The sequence below is a fragment of the Skermanella sp. TT6 genome (genome assembly GCF_016653635.2).
Classification (GTDB): Bacteria; Pseudomonadota; Alphaproteobacteria; order Azospirillales; family Azospirillaceae; genus Skermanella; species Skermanella cutis.
This window is the reverse complement of sequence record NZ_CP067420.1, coordinates 4,203,589-4,223,308: the sequence shown is the minus strand read 5'-3', so window position 1 is coordinate 4,223,308 and position 19,720 is coordinate 4,203,589. Positions and strand designations below refer to the sequence as shown.

Here is a 19,720-nt window from a genome sequence, read left to right as displayed (position 1 = left end):
TATGCCGTCGTCACTCGGCGGGCTGGCGGTTGCGGAGGCCCTGGAGATGGCGGTTCAGCTCCTCCGCGACGGAATTGGCGGGCCGGGTGAAGCGGGCCAGCAGGTCGTAGAGCACCGGCGTGACGAACAGCGTCAGCACGGACGCCACGGACAGCCCGCCGATGATCACCGTGCCGATCGCGACCCGGCTCTCGGCGCCGGCCCCGGTGGCGAGCAGCAGGGGCACCGCCCCCAGCACGGTGGACAGCACCGTCATGAGGATCGGGCGGAAGCGGAGCGCCGATCCTTCGGTGATCGCCTGCCGGACATCCTTTCCCTCGGCGCGGAGCTGGTTGGCGAACTCCACGATCAGGATGCCGTTCTTCGCCATCAGGCCGATCAGCAGCACCATTCCGACCTGGCTGTAGATGTTGAGCGACAAACCGCCCAGGGCCAGCGCTGCGAGAGCGCCGGCGAGCCCGAGCGGCACCGTCAGCATGATGATCAGCGGATGGACGAAGCTTTCGAACTGGGCGGCCAGCACCAGGAAGACGATCAGCAGCGCGATCCCGAAGGTGACGGCGATCCCGCCTGAGGTCTCCAGGAACTGCTGGCTCTGCCCGGTATAGCTCAGGCGGCCCTCGGGCGGCAGCTCCTCCGCCGCGATCGCGTCCATGTAATCGATGGCCGAGCCCAGGTCGTACCCGTCCGCGAGCGAGGCGGAGATGGTGATCGACGGCAAGCGGTCGTAGCGCAGCAGCTCGGGCGCCGCCGCCAGTTCCTCCAGCGTCACCAGGGCGTTGAGCGGGACCAGCGAACCGCCGGTGCCGGACCGGACGAAGATGTTCTTGAGGTCGGCGGGCGTCCGGCGGTCGCTGTCGCGCGCCTGGATGATCACGGGATAGACCCGGCCGCGGTTGACGTAGTCCGTGACCTCCCGGGAGGCCAGCATGGTCTGGAGCGTGCTGCCGATCTGCTCGATCCCGATCTCCAGGTCGTCGGCCTTGCGCCGGTCGATCAGGACGTTGAACTGCGGCCGGGTCGCCTCGAAGTCGGTCTCCACGTTCTGGAGGCCGGGATTCTCCAGGGCCCGGGCGATGATGCGGTCCGACCACTCCTGGATGACGCCGTAATCCTGCCCGCCGATCACCACCTGGAGGGGCGCGCTGCTGCCGCGCTGGCCGAGGCCGGCGGGGTTGACCGGGAAGGCGCGGACGCCGGGAATGCCGCCGATCTCGGGGATGATCGAGTTCACGATCTCGCGCTGGCTCCGGTCGCGGTCGGCCCAGTCGGTCAGGCCCACCACCACGAAGCCGCGGCCGGGCTGGTTGCGGAATCCCACGATGGCGAAGACGCGGTCGGCCTCTCCCGACTCCCGCAGGGGAGAGATGACCTCCTCGATCCGGCGGATGTTGGCGTCGGTGTAGCCGGCCGTCGACCCCTCGGGGGCTGTGACCGGGATGAAGAAGACGCCGCGGTCCTCCGTCGGTGTCAGCTCGCGCGGCAGGGTGTCGTAGAGCAGGACCGTCCCGGCGGAGACGGCGCCCGCCGCGGCGAGCACCAGCAGGGGCATCCGGAGCGCGCGGCAGAGAAGACGCCGGTAGCCGTCCGCCATGGCGTCGAAGGCACGCTCCAGCCCGCGGCCGATCCGCCCGGGCTTGTCCTCGGCGCGCAGCAGCTTGGAGCACAGCATGGCGCACAGGGACAGCGCCACGAAGCTGGAGATCGCGACGGCCGCGGCCATGACGATGCCGAATTCCGCGAACAGGCGTCCGACCTGCCCCTCCAGCGTCGAGATCGGCAGGAACACAGAGACCAGCGTCAGCGACGTCGCGATCACCGCGAAGGTGACCTGCCGGGTGCCGAGGAAGGCGGCGGCCAGCGGATGCTCGCCTTCCTCCACCCGCCGCTGGATGTTCTCCAGCACGACGATCGCGTCGTCCACCACCAGGCCGATGGCGAGCAGCAGCGCCAGCAGGGTCAGGACGTTGATCGAGAAGCCGAAGGCATAGATGAAGGCCAGCGTGCCGATCACGGCGACCGGGATGGTGACGGCCGGGACAATCGTTGCGCGGGCGGAATGAAGGAACAGGAAGATGACCGCGATCACCAGCATCACGGAGAGGCCGAGCGCTATCACCACCTCCTCGATCGACTGGGAGATGAAGATGGCGTCGTCGGAGCTGACCATCACCGACATGCCCTCGGGCAGGGTGGGGCGCAGCGCCTCCAGTTCGGCGCGGACCTGGTTGCTGACCTCGATCGTGTTGGCCTGGGACTGCCGCAGCACGCCCAGCCCGACGGCGGCCTGGCCGTTGGACCGGACGATCGAATTGTCGTCCTCGACGCCCAGCTCGACCTGGGCCAGGTCGCCGAGCCGGATCGGGAAGCCGCCGACCTGCGCCACGACGATCTCGCGGAACTCCTCCTCCGAGCGCAGCCGGGTGTCGGTGCGGATGGTGAACTGGCGGGACACCGATTCCAGCTCCCCCGCCGGCAGCTCCACATTGTTCCGCCGCAGCGCCGACTCCACGTCGGCTACCGTCAGGTTGCGGGCCGCGAGGGCCTCGCGGTTCAGCCAGATGCGGATGGCGTAGCGCCGTTCGCCGAAGATCTCGACCTGCGCCACCCCGTTCAGCACCGACAGCCGGTCCACGATGAAGCGGCTGGCATAATCGTTGATGTCGGCCGGAGTCATGCGGTCGCTGGTGATGGCGATGCGCATGATCGGCTGGGCGTCGCTGTCGGTCTTGACGATCTCCGGCGCGTCGGCTTCCTCGGGCAGGTCGATGGAAACGCGGCCGACCGCGTCGCGCACGTCGTTGGCGGCTTGGTCGATGTCGCGGGTGGTGACGAACTCGACCACGATGCGGCCGCGGCCCAGGCGGCTGGACGAGCGGATGCTGCGGATGCCGTCCACGCCGCTGATGCCGCCCTCGATCACCTCGATGATCTCAGTATCGATGATCTCCGGTGCCGCGCCCGGATAGGTCGTGGTGATGGTGACGACGGCGGTGTCGACGTCCGGCAGTTCCCGTACCGGAAGCCGCAGCAGCGCCGCGATGCCGATGACCACGATCAGCGCGCTGAGCACGATCGCGAGGACCGGGCGCTTGATGCTGAGGTCGGAGATCATCCCGCCCGCTCCGCCACCTTGTCGGCGCCGTCCTCGGACGAGGGCGCCGGCTCCGACGGCAGCCGGACGGCCGCGCCGGGGCGCAGCCGCTGGAGGCCCGCGGTGACGACGCGGTCGCCGATCGCGATGCCCTCGACCACCTCGACCTCGCCGACGCGACGCTGGCCGAGCCTTACCTCGACCCGCTCCGCCCGCGGCTCGGCCGGCGTCCCGACGATGCGGTAGACGAAGTTGGAGCGCCCTTCGGCCACCACGGCCTCCTCCGGGACCAGGATGGAGTCGGGACGGGTGGACAGGGTGACCCGGGCCAGCATGAACAGGCCGCCGGGCAGGCGTGCGTCGGGGTTGGGAAGTTCGGCACGGACCCGGAACGACCGCGATACCGCGTCGATCCGGGTGTCGATGGCGGCGACGGCGCCGGTGAAGTCCGTGCCCGGGAACGCGGTGCTGGCGGCGCTCACGGGCTGCCCTTGGCGGATCGCGCCGAAGAATCGCTCCGGCACCGCGAATTCGAGCTCGATGACGGACAGGTCGTCCAGCCGGGTCAGCACCGTGCTGTCGGTGACGCGGGCCCCCACGTCGACCTCCCGCAGCCCGACGACGCCGTCGAAGGGCGCGTTGACCGTACGGTCGCGCAGCCGCTGCCGTTCCGCCGCGACGCGGGCCTCGGCCGTCAGGAAGGCCGCCCGCAACTCGTCCACCCGCGCTTCCGAGACGGCGTTGTTGGAGACGAGCTGCCGGGCGCGCTCCAGCTGCGCCCTGGCGTCGGCCAGGACGGCCTCGGCTTCGGCCAGGTTGGCCTCCTGGATGCCGCGGTCGAGCCGGACGAGCGGCTGGCCCCGCTCGACGCGCTGGCCGGTCTCGAACAGGATCTCGTCGACCCGGCCGCTGTCGTCGGCGATCACCTCGATCGACTGGCGCGGCCGGGTCGTGCCGACCGCCTCGATCACCTCGGAAACCTCGCCCCGGCGGGCTTCGGCGACTTCGACCGGGACGGCGGAGGGACCCCCCCGGGCCTGCTGGGCGGCGTCGCCACCCGATGGGTCCAGGTACCACCAGGCTCCGGCGGCGAGGGCGATCAGGACCAGGACGATGACGATCTGGCGGGCCACGGTCATCGAGCGGCTCGTATCATGGAGAAATCCCCGGCGGCGGTTCGAACCCCCTATAAGCTTGCCGCCAAGCGGCTGATGACAAGGGGAAATCGCACCGGCCCGGCGCCCGCGGCCCGCGCGCCCCCCAAGCTGACGGGTTTTTCCCCGGGATATTCGCGCGGAAAGTGGTCTGCGCCGTTCTTTGATAAGTGGATAGAAGGACCCGGTTGCCCCCGTGCGGGGGCGTGGATTGAAACGGCGGGTGCGTCCGTACCTTCGCGACGCCCGACTAGAGCTTTACCCGATCAGGTCGATCCGCCCGAGGCAGCTGATCCGAAGCGTTGCGCCATGGGCGCAACCTACGATCGTCTGCCTGCATCACCTCCGCACTGCATCGAGCCGTAGGTTGCGCCCATGGCGCAACACAGTGCGGGGAGGCGGCCTCGCCTGTCCGCTGTTCTTCGAAAAGACGCGGATCCGGCTCGGCCGCGCTACCTCAGTGCGAGTGACGCGGCATGCCGCTGGTGTGGACGATGTCCTGGTACTTGACCGCCATCTCCAGGCATCCGCCGTCCGAGAGCTGGCCGACCAGGCCGCGGTAGAGTTCCTGCCAGGGCGTCTGGTGCTTCAGCTCCGGCAGCTTGAGGGCGGCGCGGCGGGCCGCGATCTCCTCGTCGGAGGCGAGCAGGTCGACGCGGCGCTTGCGCAGATCAACCCGCACCTTGTCGCCGGTCTTCAGCAGGGCCAGACCGCCGCCGACCGCCGCCTCGGGCGAGGCGTTCAGGATCGACGGGCTGGCCGAGGTGCCGCTCTGCCGCCCGTCGCCGATGGTCGGCAGGGAGACGATGCCCCGCTTGATCAGGTGGTCGGGCGGCTGCATGTTCACGACCTCGGCGGAGCCGGGATATCCCACGGTGCCGCAGCCGCGGATGAACAGGATGCAGTTCTCGTCGATGTCGAGCGACGGGTCGTTGATCCGCGAGTGGTATTCCTCCGGCCCGTCGAACACGATCGCCCGGCCGACGAAGGCGTCGGGATCGTCGGGGTTGGACAGGTACTGCTTGCGGAACTCGGGGCTGATGACGCTGGTCTTCATCACCGCCGAGTCGAACAGGTTGCCGCCCATGACCAGCATGCCGGCATCATTCATCAGCGGCTTGCCGTAGGGGCGGATCACGTCGTCGTCCGGATCGGGCGCCCGCTCGACGTTCTCGCCCATCGGCCTGCCGGTGACGGTCGGCGCGCCGGTGTGGATGCGGCCGGCCTTGATCAGTTCCTTCATGACCGTCGGGACGCCGCCGGCGCGGTGGAACGCCTCGCCCAGGTAGAAGCCGGCCGGCTGGCAGTTGACCAGCAGCGGGACGTCGTGCCCGAACTTCTGCCAATCCTCCAGCGTCAGGTCCACGCCGACATGGCGCGCGATCGAGATCAGGTGCGGCGGGGTGTTGGTCGAGGCGCCGATCGCCGAGGCGACCACGATGGCGTTCTCGAACGCTTCCCGGGTCATCACCTTGCGCGGGGTCAGGTCCTCGCGGACCATGTCCACGATCCGCTTGCCGGTCAGGTAGGCGATCTGGCCGCGCTCGCGGTAGGGGCCGGGGATCGCGGCGCATCCGGGCAGGGACATGCCCAACGCCTCGGCGATGGAGTTCATCGACAGGGCGGTGCCCATGGTGTTGCAGTGACCGACGCTGGGCGCCGACGAGCTGACCATGTCCATGAACTCGTCATAGCCGATCTTGTCGGCGGCGAGCAGGCGGCGCGCCTCCCACACGACCGTGCCGGAGCCGGCGAGCTTGCCCTTGTAGTGGCCGTCCAGCATCGGGCCGCCCGACAGGACGATGGCCGGGATGTTGACGGTCGCGGCACCGGCCAGCATGGCCGGCGTTGTCTTGTCGCAGCCGGTGGTCAGCACGACTCCGTCGAGCGGATAGCCGTACAGGACCTCGACCAGGCCGAGATAGGACAGGGTCCGGTCGAGCGCCGCGGTCGGCCGCTTGCCGGTTTCCTGGATCGGGTGGACCGGAAATTCCAGCGGGATGCCGCCGGCTTCGCGGATGCCGTCCTTGACCCGCGTCGCCAGCTCGATGTGGTGGCGATTGCAGGGCGCCAGGTCGCTGCCGGTCTGGGCGATGCCGATGATCGGGCGGCCGGACTGGATCTCCTGCCGGGTCAGGCCGTAGTTCAGGTAGCGCTCGATGTAGAGGGCGGTCATGTCGGGGTTCGACGGGTCGTCGAACCAGGCTTGGCTGCGCAGTCTGCCCGAGGCGTTCTTCGCGGATGTCTCTGAGGTCATGGTTCTCCCCTCCCTCCGTTCTTGTGACCGCCAGTTTGGCTGGTATGGCAGTCCGGAACAATAGGGCGGAGGCAATAAATCTGCGGGCGCGGGGTGAACGGCGCGACGAAATCAGCCCTCGGCGCACCGCTGGAATTGGCTAAAATTAACGATTTGTTGCCTCTCCCGATGGTATTCGACTCATCCGCCAGTCGCGAGGCCTATGCGGGAAGAAAGATGAGCGCGCCCAACGGTCCAACCGGAGTGATGTGGCCATGATGAATCGCCCGAGGCAGGATCGCCCGCCTCGCGACTGGGTGCGCGTCAAGCCGGGGGAAAAGGCTGCGGCGGTTCCGGAAAAGCCGCAATACGACGACGAACGCCTGCTCAAGCTGCTGCAATCGGCCAAGCGGGAGCTGCAGGGGCTTCGGCTGATCCACCTTCACCTGTCGCTCCTTCAGGACAAGAACTACGGCGATATCCACGAGATCAAGCGGGCGGTCCAGGCGATCGCCGACAATTCGGCTTATCTCCAGATGTTCACCCTGTCCAACGACGACGTGCTGATCCTGTACAAGGGCATCAAGTTCTCGACGATCACGGAAGCCTGCCAGAAGATCGAGAAGCTGATGCTGTCCCGGACGAAGATGACCGGGCCCAACGCCTACCGCGAGAATTCGCTCTACTCGATCATGGAGCTGTCGCTCAACTTCGTGAACGTCATCCGGTTCATCGAAGGACTGGACAAGGACGGCGGCGGCGGGGATGCCTCCAAGGCGGCCACGAAGGAGCCGATCAGCCTGGAGGAACTGGCCAAGATCGAGCGCCAGATCGGAAATTTCGACCTGTCGCCCTTCATGCTCAACCAGCCGATCGTCGATATCCAGGCCCAGGAGGAGAACCGGCGCGAGTATTTCGAGGTCTACATCGCGGTCAAGACCCTGGAGGATCGCCTCAGCCCGGAGTTCGACCTGACGGCCAACCGGTGGCTGTTCAACTATTTCACGTCCAGCCTGGACCATGCGGTCCTGAAATCGCTGAACCACGGCGTCGACTTCATCCGCGGGCACAAGATCGGGCTCAACCTCAATCTGAGCACGATCATGTCGTCGGCGTTCGTGAAGTTCGACGAGCGGCTGACCATGGAACTGCGCGGCAACATCGTGCTGGAGATCAACAAGGCCGATCTGGTCGAGAACATCGACACCTACAAGGATGTCGTCGAGTTCGCGAACAACCGCGGCTATTCGATCTGCATCGACGGCATCACCCCGATGTGGGTCGAGCACATGGACCTGGAATACATGGCCTGCGACTACGCCAAGATGTTCTGGAGCAACGACGTTCTGGACATGGGCGAGGCCGCGCTGGAGAATTTCAGCGCTAGGATCCGCAGCCAGGAGAATTGCCGCTTCATCCTGGGCCGGTGCAGCACCGTGACCGGCCTGCTGTTCGCCCAGAGGCACGGCATCCACCTGGTCCAGGGGCGCATGGTCGATACCATCCTGCGCAAGGGCGTCAGGATCACGGACGCCCTGAAGATGGCCAACATCATGGAAGCGGACGAGTGAGGGGTCGGAGGATGCCGGAGGGCTGTCAGCGTTTCAGGATGAGCAGGACGCCGTCGAACCAGCTCATGGCGATGAGGTCGGGCGACAGCTGGGCGATCCAGGAGCCCCGGTCGTAGGAGGGACCGATATCGCCGCTTCCGCAGGTGATGAAATGGGTCGGCTGCGGAACGTCCGCGGACGCGACGCCCATGGCGTCGGGCGAGGTTTCGTAGGTTTCCTCGATCAGGGTCCGCAGGGTCAGGGTTTCCGTCGCGACGGCCGGCGACTTGCAGGTGTGGCCATCCATGGCGAGGCTGTCGCCGGCGACGTGGAGGCGCAGGCCCAGCAGGGCGGGATCGTCCGGCAGATAGGCGGCCACGCCCACCGTATCGACCTTGGCCGACGATGCCGACCAGGTGCCGGCGAGGGCCGGCGGCACCTGACCGGAGCCCGCGGGCGCGGCATCGGCCGCGCAGCCCGCCAGCAGGAACGCGGCGGCCAGGGGCGCCCATGCTCTTGCCGCGTTCCCGATGATCATCGCCGAAGGCTCCCGTCACGCATCGATGCAGAGACCGGGACCTTACACGGGCGTGTTGAACAGTTCCACTTCAAGGTTGCGCCGGTTGACGAGGCCCTGGACCACCTGGCCGCCCGACTTGTTCCAGAGCTTGAAGCTTTCCGCCGCGGCGGCGAAGTCGCCCTTGTTGATGTTGGCGACGACGGAGCTGTTCTTGAAGTTGCCGCCGCCGATATTGTAGTCGAGCGACACCATCGCGTCGAACTGGTTCTGGTTCACCGCGACCTTGACGTAGGTCTTGACGTCCTTCTCGTAGGGCGGAAGGGCGATGTTGAGCAGCGCCTCCTCCTGCGCCTGGGTCAGGGTCACGGCGCCGGAGTTGGCCTGGACGAAGGCCTTGGCGTCCTCGCCGGTCTTGCCCGCCGCCAGGGACAGGGTCTGCGCCGCGGCGGCGGAGACGCCGATGTTGGTCAGGTCGGCGACGATCTGGGCCGCGGTCCGGTGGCCGAGATCATAGCCCGGCCCGAGCGTCACGCCGCTGCTGCCGCCGGGCCAATGGGGCTTGTTGCTGACGTTCTTCTGCGCTTCCCGATTGTAGAGGAAGGTCAGGCCGTTGGGAGAGACGCGCTTGTCGGCATTGGGGCCGCCGGTGGTTCCTGTCATCGCACACCATAGTATTGAGTTGCATAAATCCAACCGAATTGGCTAATCGCATAGTCCTATCGGGTTAGATAAAAAGCAATATCCCTTTGGCGTGCGATGGATCGAGTCCCGGCGTCGTGCAGGTTGTCAGATCTTCATGAAGACGACAGCGGCGCCCAGTGCCATGGTGCAGGCGGCAAGTACGCCCATTGCGATCCATACTCCCTTGTGCGGGCTGGCGGCGGGGCGCTGCTTGAGGCTGTTGTTCAGCTCGTGCAGGCTTTCGTCGATCCGCAGCAGGAACACCTCGATCCCGCCGACCTGCTGCCGAAGGGCCTCCTGGGCCTCCGCCAGCGCATCGAGGCGCTGGTCCGCACCCGGAGCGGCCTGCCCCTGCTTGAGCAGTTCGCGAAGGCCGCGCAGGACCGTCTGCTGGTTGCGCTGGGTCGCGTCCATCAGGGCGGACATGCGGAGCAGCGTGGGGCCGAGGACGCTCTCGGTCACGGCTTCGACGTCGGACGGCAGCCTCAGCGGAACCGTCTCGCCGGTGACGGGAGAGCGGGCGAGCGCGGTTGGCACTTCGCCTTCGGCAAGGTCGAGCACCGTTTCGAAAGCGTGGCAACCGTCGCCGACGCCGTTGGCCTTGAGGTCGTCGCGCGGCTGGTTGGCGAAGACCTTGGCGACCAGCCGGTCGCCGACCCGGATCTCCACCTCCAGGTGGTCGGCCGGCCGGGCGCGGTCCCAGGCCCAGCCATAGAGCCGGCCCGCGGCGATGGCGTCGATGCGGCCGTCGATGTCGGCCGGCTGCGGGACGAGTGGCTGGGGGGCGAGCGTTTGTAGCACTGCGGACATTCGGAATTCCCGTACTGGGGACAAGTGCGTGGCGGCAGCGTCTGGAGCCTGTAGGTCGGGTAAAGCGAAGCGGCACCCGGTCAGATCGATCCGCCCGAGACGGCTGATCCGACGCGTTGCGCCATGGGCGCAACCTACGATCGGCGGCCCGCATCACCTCCGCCCTGCATCGGGCCGTAGGTTGCGCCCATGGCGCAACACGGTGCGGCGAGGGGAACGGCCGGCTGCGAGGACCGGAGCGGTCCAACCTGATCGGGCATATCTCCAGCCGGCCTACGTCGCGTCCTTTCCTCGTCATGCGCGGGCTTGACCCGCGCATGACGACGACGTCACGCCACCTGGAGCCGGCGGGGGCGCGCGACGCCGTGGTGCATCTTGTGGTCGATGAAGTTCTCGTCGAGGAAGGCGCGCATGTCGCGGAAGCGCTGGTAATAGGTGCGGTTGAAGCGTTCGAACCGCGCCTGGTCCCAGTATTCCTCCAGCACGAAGGGCTTCTGCGAGAAAACGTCGTAGCAGGGGATCGCGAAGGTCTCGGCGAACTCCACGGTCCGGCTGTCGTAGCTGAAATAGATCGACGGGGTGCGGTTGGCGAGCGCCATCAGGTTGCCGTGCAGGCGGTAGCCCAGCACGAGGTCCTTGGACCGCACCAGGTCCTCGTAGTCGGAGACGACGTCCGAGTACCACAGCTTGGTCTTGTAGAGCTCCTCCATCTCGGCATCGAGGAACCACTTGCCGATCCAGCCATTGTTCTTCAGCTCGGCCAGGGCATGGGCCTTCTGATCGTCGGTGCCCCAGAGCAGCTTCTTCTCCTCGACCTCGCCCTGCATCATCATGACGATGTCGAACCGGCGCGCCATCTCCTTGACCACGTCGCGGTGGCGCGTCAGATAGGTCTCGATGTTCTGGGCGTAGGCGGCCGAGACCTCGCGTCGCATGGTGAAGCCGACCTTCTTCACCTCGTCGAGCGGCGGCAGGTCGATGCGCAGGTCGGGGTCGTTGTTGCGGAAGGCGGTCGGGCAGCCGACGATCCGGACGTTCTTGATGCCCAGGTCCCACAGCACCTCGGCGGTGTAGGTGCCGCGCACGCCGAGCGACGCCGACTTGTCGGCGATGATGCTCCAGATCCGCTTGCTCTGGTCGGACAGCTGGAGCTTGCCTTCCACGGGGGCCTGCGCGCCGACGCCGAAGGCGAGGATCGGGATCTTCAGCTTGGGCAGGACCTGCTCGGCGTTCTCCCAGTCCATATGGCTGTGGATGTAGTTCGAGCCGCGCAGGAAGACATAGTCGTATTCGGCGTTGTAGCGCTCGACGTCGCCCGGCTTGACGTTGCGGATCGCCAGGACGTCGAGCTTGTCGTAGTTCAGCAGCTTCAGCGAGGAGTCGAAGACGAAGGCGTCGCCGATGTTGTGATAGTGGTCGATGTGCTTCTGGACCTGCTGGTACTCGTACCAGCGGACGCAGTCGTGGTTATAGACTTCGCCCGACGGGATCATGACGAGGATCTTGGCCAAGGGATTTCTCCTGGTGACTTTTTGACAGGTTGGAAGCGGCGGTTCGGAAGGTCTAGAGGGGTTGGGCCACGGCGCGGTCCAGGACCTGGGTGCCCTGCGCCGCGGCGGGTTTGGCCGGAGTGTCCTGGCCGGCGGAGGCGCCGAGCAGGGCGTTGAAGATTTCGGTGTGCCGGCGGGCGCATTCCTGCCGGTCGATCGGCCGCTTGATCCGGGCGCGCAGCCGGTCCCACAGGTCCGGGGTGCGGAGCACGTCGGTCAGGCGGTCGACCAGATCCTCCACGCTGGCATTGCGGAAATGCAGGCCGTCCACGTTGTGGGTGACCTTCTCCGCCATGCCGCCGATGTTGCTGGCGATGATCGGGCGGCCATGCAGGAAGGCTTCCTGGATCACGACCGGCGAGTTCTCCCACCAGATCGACGGGATGATCAGCCAGTCCACGTCCTTCATCAGGCTGGGCAGTTCCGCCGAGCGGTAGCTGCCGTAGAAGCGGACGCGGTTGCCGGCCTTCTCCGTCAATTCGTTGAACTTCTTCTGGAAGGCCTCGGGCTGGCGTTCCAGATTGCCGCCGAAGATCATCAGCGCGCTGTCGTCGCCCCAGTCCTTGTCGGAGACCCGGGATACCGCCTCGACCAGCACGTGCAGGCCCTTGAACTCGGAGACCTGGCCGAAGAAGCCGAAGCGGTTGCGCCGGCCGCCCTTGGGCAGGGGACGGGGCGGGACGATGTCCTCGACCGTCAGGCCGTTCTCGATCATCCGGAACTTCTCGCGCGGCAGTCCCCAATCGACATAGCGGTCGATCAGGAACTCGCTCGGGCTGACATAGAAGTCCGCCATCTCCAGGAAGGTCTTGAGGAAGGCCTCTCGCTTGAAGAACTGGCTTTCCGGGATGTGGGGGAAGCAGCCGGTGCATTCCGCCGGCGAGGAGCGGTAGCACAGGGCGTTGCGGCTGGTCTTCACCATCTGGCCGTGATGGTGGCAGATCGACAGGTATTCGTGGAAGGTCACCACGACCGGGATCCGGGGCAGCGCCTGCTTGATCGCGAAGATCGTCTCCACGCCCAGGCCCAGGAAGTGGTGGAAATTGATCACGTCGGGCTGGAGGTCCACCACGTAGCGGACGAAGTCCTGGCGCAGGCCGGGCAGGTTCCGGTTCGAGCAGCGGAAATGGTCGTAGTCGTTGGCGTAGTAGAGGATCTCGCGCTCCTTCTGGCGAAGGCTCATCAGGGCGCTGTCCCTGTGACGGTTGACCGGCGGGCCGACGCGGGCGAGATAGAAGCTTTCCCAGCCCGGCAGGTCGTGGATGCCGTTGAACAGGTTGTAGGACGCCACCTCGCCGCCGCCGAGCGAGAAGGTCGGGTGGCCGTGGCTGATGATGAGGACTCGCTTGTCCCTCTTGACGCTGTCGGTGACGGTCATCGGTCAACGCTCCCGAGCGTGTGGGTGGAGTGGAGGCGGGGCCATTTGCGCTCGAACCCCCAGCGGTCGACGAGGCTGCCGGTCTGGAGCCAGTATTCCTGGGCCTGGTCGCGCGGGCCCTCGTCCAGCGCGATCAGCTCGACCGTCGGCAGCCACAGGCAGGCATGGCCGGCCGCGCGCAGCTTCAGGCAGAAATCCACGCCCTTGTAGTCGGACCCGACGAAGTCCCGGCTGAACCCGCCGGCTTCCAGGAAGGCGGCGCGGGGAAGCAGCGCGCAGTCGGTCGAGGCGGCCTGCACCGTGGCGATCTCGCGGCCCTTCAGCCAGTCGCGCGAATAGCCGGCATACTGCGACACGGCCGAGTCGGCGCTGATCCGCTGGATGCCGGCGAACCGGATCGAGTAGTCCTCGTAGAGCAGCGTCGGGCTGAGCATGGCGGTCCTGCCGAAGGCCTTGCAGGCCCGCTCCAGCTTCGACAGCCAGCCGGCGGCGGTCGGCAGCACGGAGGGCGAGAGCAGCAGCAGCATGTCGGAGGCGGCATGCCGGACCCCCTCGTCCATCGCCTGGTAGGCGTCGTGGGCATGGGGGCAGGGGATCAGCCGGATCGAGAGGCCGTAGAAGTCGGCGTAGCGCCGGAGCGAGGGGGACAGCCGCTCGTGGGCGGCGGCGCCGGCCGCGATGACGATCTCGGTCCCGTCGAAGTCCCGGTCCACCGCCAGCTTCGCCAGGACGACGTCGATGTCGTCGCGCCCGTCGGCGACCGGGATGACGACGGACAGCCGGGGAGCCGCCTGGAGGACGCCCATGGCGTAGGCCGGGACGGTGATCTCCGAGGCGACCGGCGCGCGGCCGGCCGCTTGGACCAGCGGGCCGATGTGCCGGGAGATGATGGTCTCCGCGGCGGGATCGTTCAGGTTGACGGCGGACAGCAGGCGGCGCAGCGCCGGGGTGCCGGCGCGGGATGTCGGCACGGGCACGAAGGCGCAGGAATCGTCGCTGAGCGACAGTTCCAGGTAGCGCTCGGGCTGGTCGGCGCAGGCGGCGGGTTCCGGCACGAAGGCGAGGAAGCCGTGGGCGTCCTGGCCGGGCACGATCTTGCCGGCGAACAGGGCGTCGGCGGCGAAGGCCTCGCTGACGTCGCGGCGGTTGGTGCGGCACCAGTCCTGGTCGATCCGCGCCGACAGCCCGATGCCCTTCAGGGTGATCGCGGAGACATGGCGGTCGGGGTCGAGCACCCAACCGGTCACCAGGGTCCCGGCGCCCGGAACCCGGACGGCGGTGTCAAGGCCGACGCGGACCGGCAGTTCCAGCCGGCTGATCGTCTCGAAGCCCTCGTACTGGGCGTTGGACAGGCGCTTCAGCGCGCGCAGCACGGCCGGTTCGCCGGTCAGCGTCGGCAGCATCGCGCGCAGGTGCGGAACCGCGCTCCGGTCGGTCAGGAGAGTGCGGTTCTCGAAGATCTCCAGGTAGCACCAGCCCTTGGCGGCCTTGTGGTAGATCCGGCGGATCGCCGGCAGGTCCAGGGTGTCGGCACCGTGCAGGACGCCCAGCACGCCGCGCGCGGTGGACGGCAGATCGGACCGCTCGAAGCTGCCGACCGTGCTCGGGAAGGTGAGGCAGCCGTCGGTTTCCACGATCAGGTCGCGCTCGCCGGCGGCGAGGCTGAACGACCAGCCCTGCACCAGGGCGCCCAGGCCGGTCATGCAGCCGAAGATCTCGGCGAAGCCGTCGGGCTGGGCCATCGCCTGGAGAAAGGCCAGCATCAGCCGGGTCACCCGCTCGGACGGCCCGGCCTCCCCGAGCTTCTCGTGCAGGAAGTCGAACACCACCGGCATCGCCTCCGGCATGTCCTCCTTCAGGGTGGACAGCAGCGTCCAGGGATTGATCTTGATGTTCTGGATCGCCGGGATCGCGTATCGGGTGTCCCGGTCGGCCCCGGTGATGGAGAGGCGCTGGGGCCGGATCTGCGCGATGTTGTCGAACCGCAGCAGGGCCACGAACCACTGCGAGACCTCGTCCCGGTGCCAGAAATGCCCGTCATAGCTGCCGGCGGCGCTGCCTTCGGAGAAGCTAGCGGTTCCCGAGGTCGGCAGCGCCCGGTCGATCCAGCCGAACAGCAGCAGCGTCTTCTCGTCCACCAGGACGGCGATCTGGATGTCGGCTTTGGGGGTGATCTCTTTCATCGTCGTGAACTCCGCAACGTCGCGGCTGTCGTCAGGCCGGCATAGAGGCTGCGGTGCTCGGCGGCGCTCTCGGCCACCGTCTGCACCGGCGAAATGTTGGAGGCGAGGCGCTGCCACAGGCCCGGCAGGGTCATCGCCCTGCGCATCGCGCGCGCCAGGTCGGCCGCGTCGCCGGTCCGGAAATGCAGCCCGTCATGGTCGTCGGTCACCGCCTCGGCCATGCCGCCGATGTCGCTGCAGATCACCGGTCGGCCCTGCTGGAAAGCCTCCTGGATCACCAGGGGGGCGTTCTCCCACCAGATCGATGGCGTGATCACCCAGTCCACGGCGTTCAGCAGCCGCGCCATCTCGTCCCGCCGGTAGGCCCCGTGGCGGATCACCCGGCCGCCGCAGGACTTGGCCGCCTCGTCGATCTCCGCCTTGAAGGCGTCGGACTGGAACGGCATGCCGCCATGGACGTGGAGGACGAAGTCCTCGTCCTTGTCGGCCAGCATGCGCGCCGCGTCGAGCGCCACCCGGATGCCCTTGTAGGGGCTGAGGTTGCCGAAATAGCCGAAGACGTTGCGCCGCGCGGGGGACTGGCCGGCGGCGGGCGCCGATTCCGCCGGCACGGGCGGGCGGCCGTTGCGCAGCACCGTGATCCGGTCGGCCGGGAGGCCCCAGGCGACGTAGCGGTCGCGCAGGAAATGGCTGGGCGAGACGAAGCGGTCGACCAGCGAGAGCATGCCTTTCAGGTGCTTTTCCCGCAGCACGAACTTGTCCGGGGTGCGCTCCGGGAAGCAGCGGTGGCAGGCGTCGGGGGAGGCGCCGGAGCACAGCCGGTGGCCGTCGGTCGTCACCATCTGGCCGTCGTTGGCGCAGATCGGATAATAGTCGTGCAGGGTATAGACGATCCGCGCCCGGGGCAGCACCCGGCGGATCAGGAACAGCATCTCCACGCCCAGCAGCAGGGTGTGGTGGATATGCACGATGTCGGGCCGGAACGACTGGAGCAGCGTCGAGAGGTCGGGGACGATGCCGTGCAGGTCGATCTGGCTCTGGTAGAAGCGGTCGAAATGCCCGGCCCACAGGACCAGCTCGTCCGAGCTGCGGCCGACCGTCTGGAAGTTGGTGCCCGGCTTCTGGTCGCGGTGGACCTTGTTGGTGCAGGCTAGGAACATGGCCTCGACCCCGTCCACGTCCTTCATGTGGCGGAACAGGTCGTGGGCGAAGATCTCCGTCCCGCCGGGATGGAAGCTCGGATGGTTGTGGCAGACGAACAGGACGCGCGGGGCGGGGCGGGAGCGGGGCGACGTCATGGCAGGGCGGCCTTCTCCAGCACCAGCAGGTCCTGGTAGCTGACCGCGTTGGTCCGGCCGCACCAGGTGCCGTAGACGGCCGGCTTGGCCGGCTTCAGCCCGACGGAGGCGAAGACGTCGAGCAGGAACGCCTCGTCGTGGGCGACCGCGGCCGACGGGACCGCCGGGTCGGCCAGCCAGGTCGGGCCTTCCGCGTCCGGGTCGAAGGCCAGGCGCCGGTCGCCGCCGCGCAGGCCCTCGCGGGCGACGTCGTTCATCAGGAAGAGGCTGATGAAGCAGCGGCCGCCGGGGCGCAGCAGCCGGCTGATCTCCCAGGCGTAGGCCAGGGCCTCGGCCGCCTGGAGATGGGTCAGCACGGAGGTCAGCAGCACGAAGTCGAAGCCCTGGTCGCGGAACGGCAGGGTGACGGCGGTCGGATCGATCCGGCCCTGCGGATTGTACAGGTCGTTCGCCACGTCCAGGTGGTGGAACCGGAACGCCGGATAGGCCGGCGTGATGGTCCGCGAGCACCAGTCGATGCCGTCCGGCACCACGTCCATGCCGTCATAGGTGCCGCCGGTCAGGTACTGGGTCAGCGGCAGCGCCATGCGGCCGATGCCGCAGCCGATCTCCAGCACGCGGTCGGCCGGGCGCAGGTCGCCCAGCTTGACGAAATGCTTCAGGAACTCGGCCCCGATGGCGCGGAAATCGCCGTCGCCGACGAAGACGTTCTCCGGCGGGGGAACCGGCATGAAGCGGTTGCGGACGATCTGCTCGCACAGCCAGTCGATCCGCTGGGCGTCCCGCGCGTCCTGGCGGACCAGCAGCTTGATCACGCGCTGATTGGCGGGAACGGGGGAGGGCTGGGCGGGAACGGACGCCGAAAGGAGGGGTTGGGGCGTGCTCATGCTTCCGAAGTCTTTCTGCTGCGGTTGCGGCGGCGGGCCGGGGAACGGCCAAGGGATCGGCCAAGGGATCGGGAGTAGCCTTCGGCCGGCCAGTCCCGGCCCATCAGGTCCTCCATCAGGGCGGACCAGCGGCCGGCATGGAGCCAGGCGTTGTATTCGGAGGCGACGCCGCGGGTGTAGCCGGCGTGGCGGCTGATCGACTGGCGCTCCAGGTGGTAGAGCTCGACCGCCGGCTCGTAGCGGATCTCCCGGCCCGAGGCCCGGACCTTGAGGCACAGGTCCGAGTCCTCGTAGTCGCCGATGACGTAGTCGGTGGTGAAGCCGCCGACCTCGCGGAAGACGGCCGCCGGCATCAGCAGGCAGGCGCCGGTGACGCCGGGGACCGCGCGGGGCAGGCAGGCCGGGGCGAAGTCGCGCGGCATGCCTTTGTGATAGTGCTGGTTGATCCAGCGTCCGCGGTAGTCGCGGCCGAAGAACAGCCCGGCATGCTGGAGCGAATCGTCCTCGAACAGCAGCTTGGGGCCGACCGCGCCGGTCTCCGGCGACGCCTCCAGCGCCGCGACGAGCCGCGGCAGCCAGCCGGGCCGGTCGGGGATCACGTCGGAATTCAGGAACAGCAGGTGCCGGCCGCGCGCGACCGCGGCGCCCGCGTTGTTGGAGGTGGAGTAGCCGTGGTTGGCGGCGTTCACCACCAGGGTCAGCGGCAAGGCGTAGAGGCCGTGCAGGCCGTGCAGGTAGTGGCGCAGCTCGTCGCGCTGCTCCGGGCTGTCGAGCACCAGGATGATCTCGGCCCCGTCCGCCATGGCCGGGTCGATCGCGAAGGCGGCGAGCTGGAAGCGCAGGAATTCCAGGTTGCGGTAGAGCGGGATCACGATCGACACCGCCGGATCGGCGGCCGGCGCGCCATAGCGGAAGACCTCGGGGGCCGGAACCTCCGCCGTCATGGCGGCATGGATCGGCGCCACGGCCGGAGCGATGCAGGTCTCCAGCGCCGCCTGGGTCACGAAGGGCGGGGGCATGCTGCCCAGCACGGCGGCGCGCACGTCGGCCGGGTTCAGCGGGCGGGGCGGCGGCACGATCTCGATCCGGCCGCCCGAGCGCAGCAGCAGCTCGCACCGGTACTGGAGCGCCGGGGCGGGGTCGGGCGTGCCGGGGATCCAGGCGGCGAACCCCGCGGGAGAGGCGGACTTGTACATCGCCGCCACGTCCTCGCGCGGGAAGCGGTGGGGCAATGCTGCGAGGGTGCGCCGGTCGCCGAAGGGCGAGGTGATCCGCAGCTGCTCGACCATGCCGTGGGGATCGTGCAGCCAGCCGGCCAGGAACAGCCCGCCGTCGCCGGTCGACAGGGCGACGTCGATGTCGCCGCCGACCGGCCGGTCCGCCGCCGCCACGTGGCGGCGGGGCAGGGGCATCAGCACCTGGAGCTCGCGCACGGCCGCCGCCGCCTGGGGCTCGTCGGCGGCGCGGAGCGCCAGCGCCCGGAGGATATGGTCGCGGAGATGCTGCGGGCAGGGCTGCCGGCGTTCCAGCCATTCGAGCAGGGTCGGAAGCTCCGCCGGCGCCGCGGCGACCGTGCGGCAGGCGAGGCCGGTGCGGCCGAGCAGGACGACCAGCGTCTCCGCTCCGCACAGCGCCCTGTCCATGACCAGGTGGAGAGGCAGGCGGGCGCGCTTGTCCGGCACGGTGCCGACAGCCGGCGCCACTTCCAGCCGGCGCATGCCGCCCGGGGTGATCACGACGGTCGCGGTGATCTCGCCGAACCCGGCCGAGACGCTGCCGTCGCACAGGGCGAGCTGCCGGGTCGGGGCGCAGCGGACCGCCAGGGAGGAGGGGTTGGGCGACAGCTCCAGGATAAGCCGGCGGCACAGGAGGGCGAACCGCCCGTCGTTCTGGAGGCTGAAGGCGCTGCGGCAGAAATCCAGCAGCAGGCGGACCACGCGCAGGCGGGCGGGGCCGTCCAGGCCGCTCATCAGCAGGGCCGCGTCGAATTCGGTCCGGTCGGCGGGATGGGCGCTCGAGACCGGGCAGTCGGCCTCGGTCCGGAAGGCGATGGTCTCCGTGCCGGGCGGGCAGCGCAGCACCGCGATGGTCCGCTCCCCGCCCCAGGCGGTCGGCACGGTCAGCAGGGTATAGGGGCGCGGCGACTCCGCCCCGTCGATCGCGGGAGCGATGCGGCCCGGCCGGCCCGGCGAAGCGGTTTCCCAGACCGCCATGACGAAGTCGCCGCCGACGCCGTGCAGGCGGGCGGTGGGAACGGCGGCGTCGGGATGAGGGGCCAGGACGGTCGGGAGCATCGGCATCCGTGGGGTGTCGGGAGGGTTGGGGTCGCGATGGCGCCGGGGGAAGCGGCGGCGGCCCGGGAGCCGCCGCCGCAAGCCC

At 68.5% G+C, this 19,720-nt stretch carries 13 protein-coding genes; 1 reads left to right on the top strand and 12 read right to left on the bottom strand.

What is annotated here, in order from left to right:
- Nucleotides 1–10: 10 nt before the first annotated feature.
- The 3 genes from IGS68_RS19610 to IGS68_RS19600 all read right to left on the bottom strand — a co-directional run bounded on the left by IGS68_RS19610 (nucleotide 11) and on the right by IGS68_RS19600 (nucleotide 6,505).
- On the bottom strand, nucleotides 11–3,115 hold the full coding sequence (locus IGS68_RS19610; protein WP_201072853.1) for an efflux RND transporter permease subunit: 3,105 nt from the start codon (nucleotides 3,113–3,115) through the stop codon (nucleotides 11–13).
- Nucleotides 3,112–4,233, bottom strand: a complete 1,122-nt coding sequence (locus IGS68_RS19605; RefSeq protein WP_201072851.1) for an efflux RND transporter periplasmic adaptor subunit — start codon at nucleotides 4,231–4,233, stop codon at nucleotides 3,112–3,114. Before IGS68_RS19605 ends, IGS68_RS19610 begins: the two co-directional genes overlap by 4 nt.
- A 472-nt stretch (nucleotides 4,234–4,705) precedes the next feature.
- The gene (locus IGS68_RS19600; protein ID WP_201072849.1) at nucleotides 4,706–6,505 is read right to left on the bottom strand and encodes an IlvD/Edd family dehydratase; all 1,800 of its coding nucleotides are present in this window, start codon (nucleotides 6,503–6,505) and stop codon (nucleotides 4,706–4,708) included.
- Nucleotides 6,506–6,759: 254 nt separating this feature from the next.
- Between IGS68_RS19600 and IGS68_RS19595 the strand changes: the two genes are divergently transcribed.
- On the top strand, nucleotides 6,760–8,055 hold the full coding sequence (locus tag IGS68_RS19595; protein ID WP_247880983.1) for an EAL domain-containing protein: 1,296 nt from the start codon (nucleotides 6,760–6,762) through the stop codon (nucleotides 8,053–8,055).
- Between the two features lie 25 nt (nucleotides 8,056–8,080).
- On the opposite strand, the gene IGS68_RS19590 is transcribed toward IGS68_RS19595, so the two are convergent.
- The 9 genes from IGS68_RS19590 to IGS68_RS19550 form a co-directional block, all read right to left on the bottom strand.
- The gene (locus tag IGS68_RS19590) at nucleotides 8,081–8,572 is read right to left on the bottom strand and encodes a hypothetical protein (protein ID WP_201072847.1); all 492 of its coding nucleotides are present in this window, start codon (nucleotides 8,570–8,572) and stop codon (nucleotides 8,081–8,083) included.
- A 42-nt stretch (nucleotides 8,573–8,614) separates the two neighbouring features.
- Nucleotides 8,615–9,214 (bottom strand): pesticin C-terminus-like muramidase, encoded by a 600-nt coding sequence (locus IGS68_RS19585; RefSeq protein WP_201072845.1) that lies wholly within the window; start codon nucleotides 9,212–9,214, stop codon nucleotides 8,615–8,617.
- Nucleotides 9,215–9,340: 126 nt separating this feature from the next.
- A complete protein-coding gene (locus IGS68_RS19580) occupies nucleotides 9,341–10,045 on the bottom strand; it encodes a hypothetical protein (RefSeq protein ID WP_201072843.1) in 705 nt (234 codons plus the stop codon).
- A gap of 329 nt (nucleotides 10,046–10,374) precedes the next feature.
- Nucleotides 10,375–11,556: a polysaccharide pyruvyl transferase family protein gene (locus IGS68_RS19575; protein WP_201072841.1), complete on the bottom strand. Its 1,182-nt coding sequence runs from the start codon at nucleotides 11,554–11,556 to the stop codon at nucleotides 10,375–10,377.
- Between the two features lie 52 nt (nucleotides 11,557–11,608).
- Complete coding sequence (locus tag IGS68_RS19570; RefSeq protein WP_201072839.1) at nucleotides 11,609–12,973, bottom strand: glycosyltransferase family 4 protein; 1,365 nt, start codon at nucleotides 12,971–12,973, stop codon at nucleotides 11,609–11,611.
- Nucleotides 12,970–15,156: a glycosyltransferase family 2 protein gene (locus tag IGS68_RS19565; protein ID WP_201072837.1), complete on the bottom strand. Its 2,187-nt coding sequence runs from the start codon at nucleotides 15,154–15,156 to the stop codon at nucleotides 12,970–12,972. The genes IGS68_RS19570 and IGS68_RS19565 overlap by 4 nt, the downstream gene beginning before the upstream one ends.
- Entirely contained in the window at nucleotides 15,153–16,454 is a 1,302-nt protein-coding gene (locus IGS68_RS19560) for a glycosyltransferase family 4 protein (RefSeq protein WP_201072835.1), read from the bottom strand. The genes IGS68_RS19565 and IGS68_RS19560 overlap by 4 nt, the downstream gene beginning before the upstream one ends.
- On the bottom strand, nucleotides 16,451–17,341 hold the full coding sequence (locus IGS68_RS19555; RefSeq protein WP_201072833.1) for a class I SAM-dependent methyltransferase: 891 nt from the start codon (nucleotides 17,339–17,341) through the stop codon (nucleotides 16,451–16,453). Before IGS68_RS19555 ends, IGS68_RS19560 begins: the two co-directional genes overlap by 4 nt.
- On the bottom strand, nucleotides 17,338–19,635 hold the full coding sequence (locus IGS68_RS19550; RefSeq protein WP_201072830.1) for a glycosyltransferase: 2,298 nt from the start codon (nucleotides 19,633–19,635) through the stop codon (nucleotides 17,338–17,340). Before IGS68_RS19550 ends, IGS68_RS19555 begins: the two co-directional genes overlap by 4 nt.
- Between the last annotated feature and the right edge of the window lie 85 nt (nucleotides 19,636–19,720).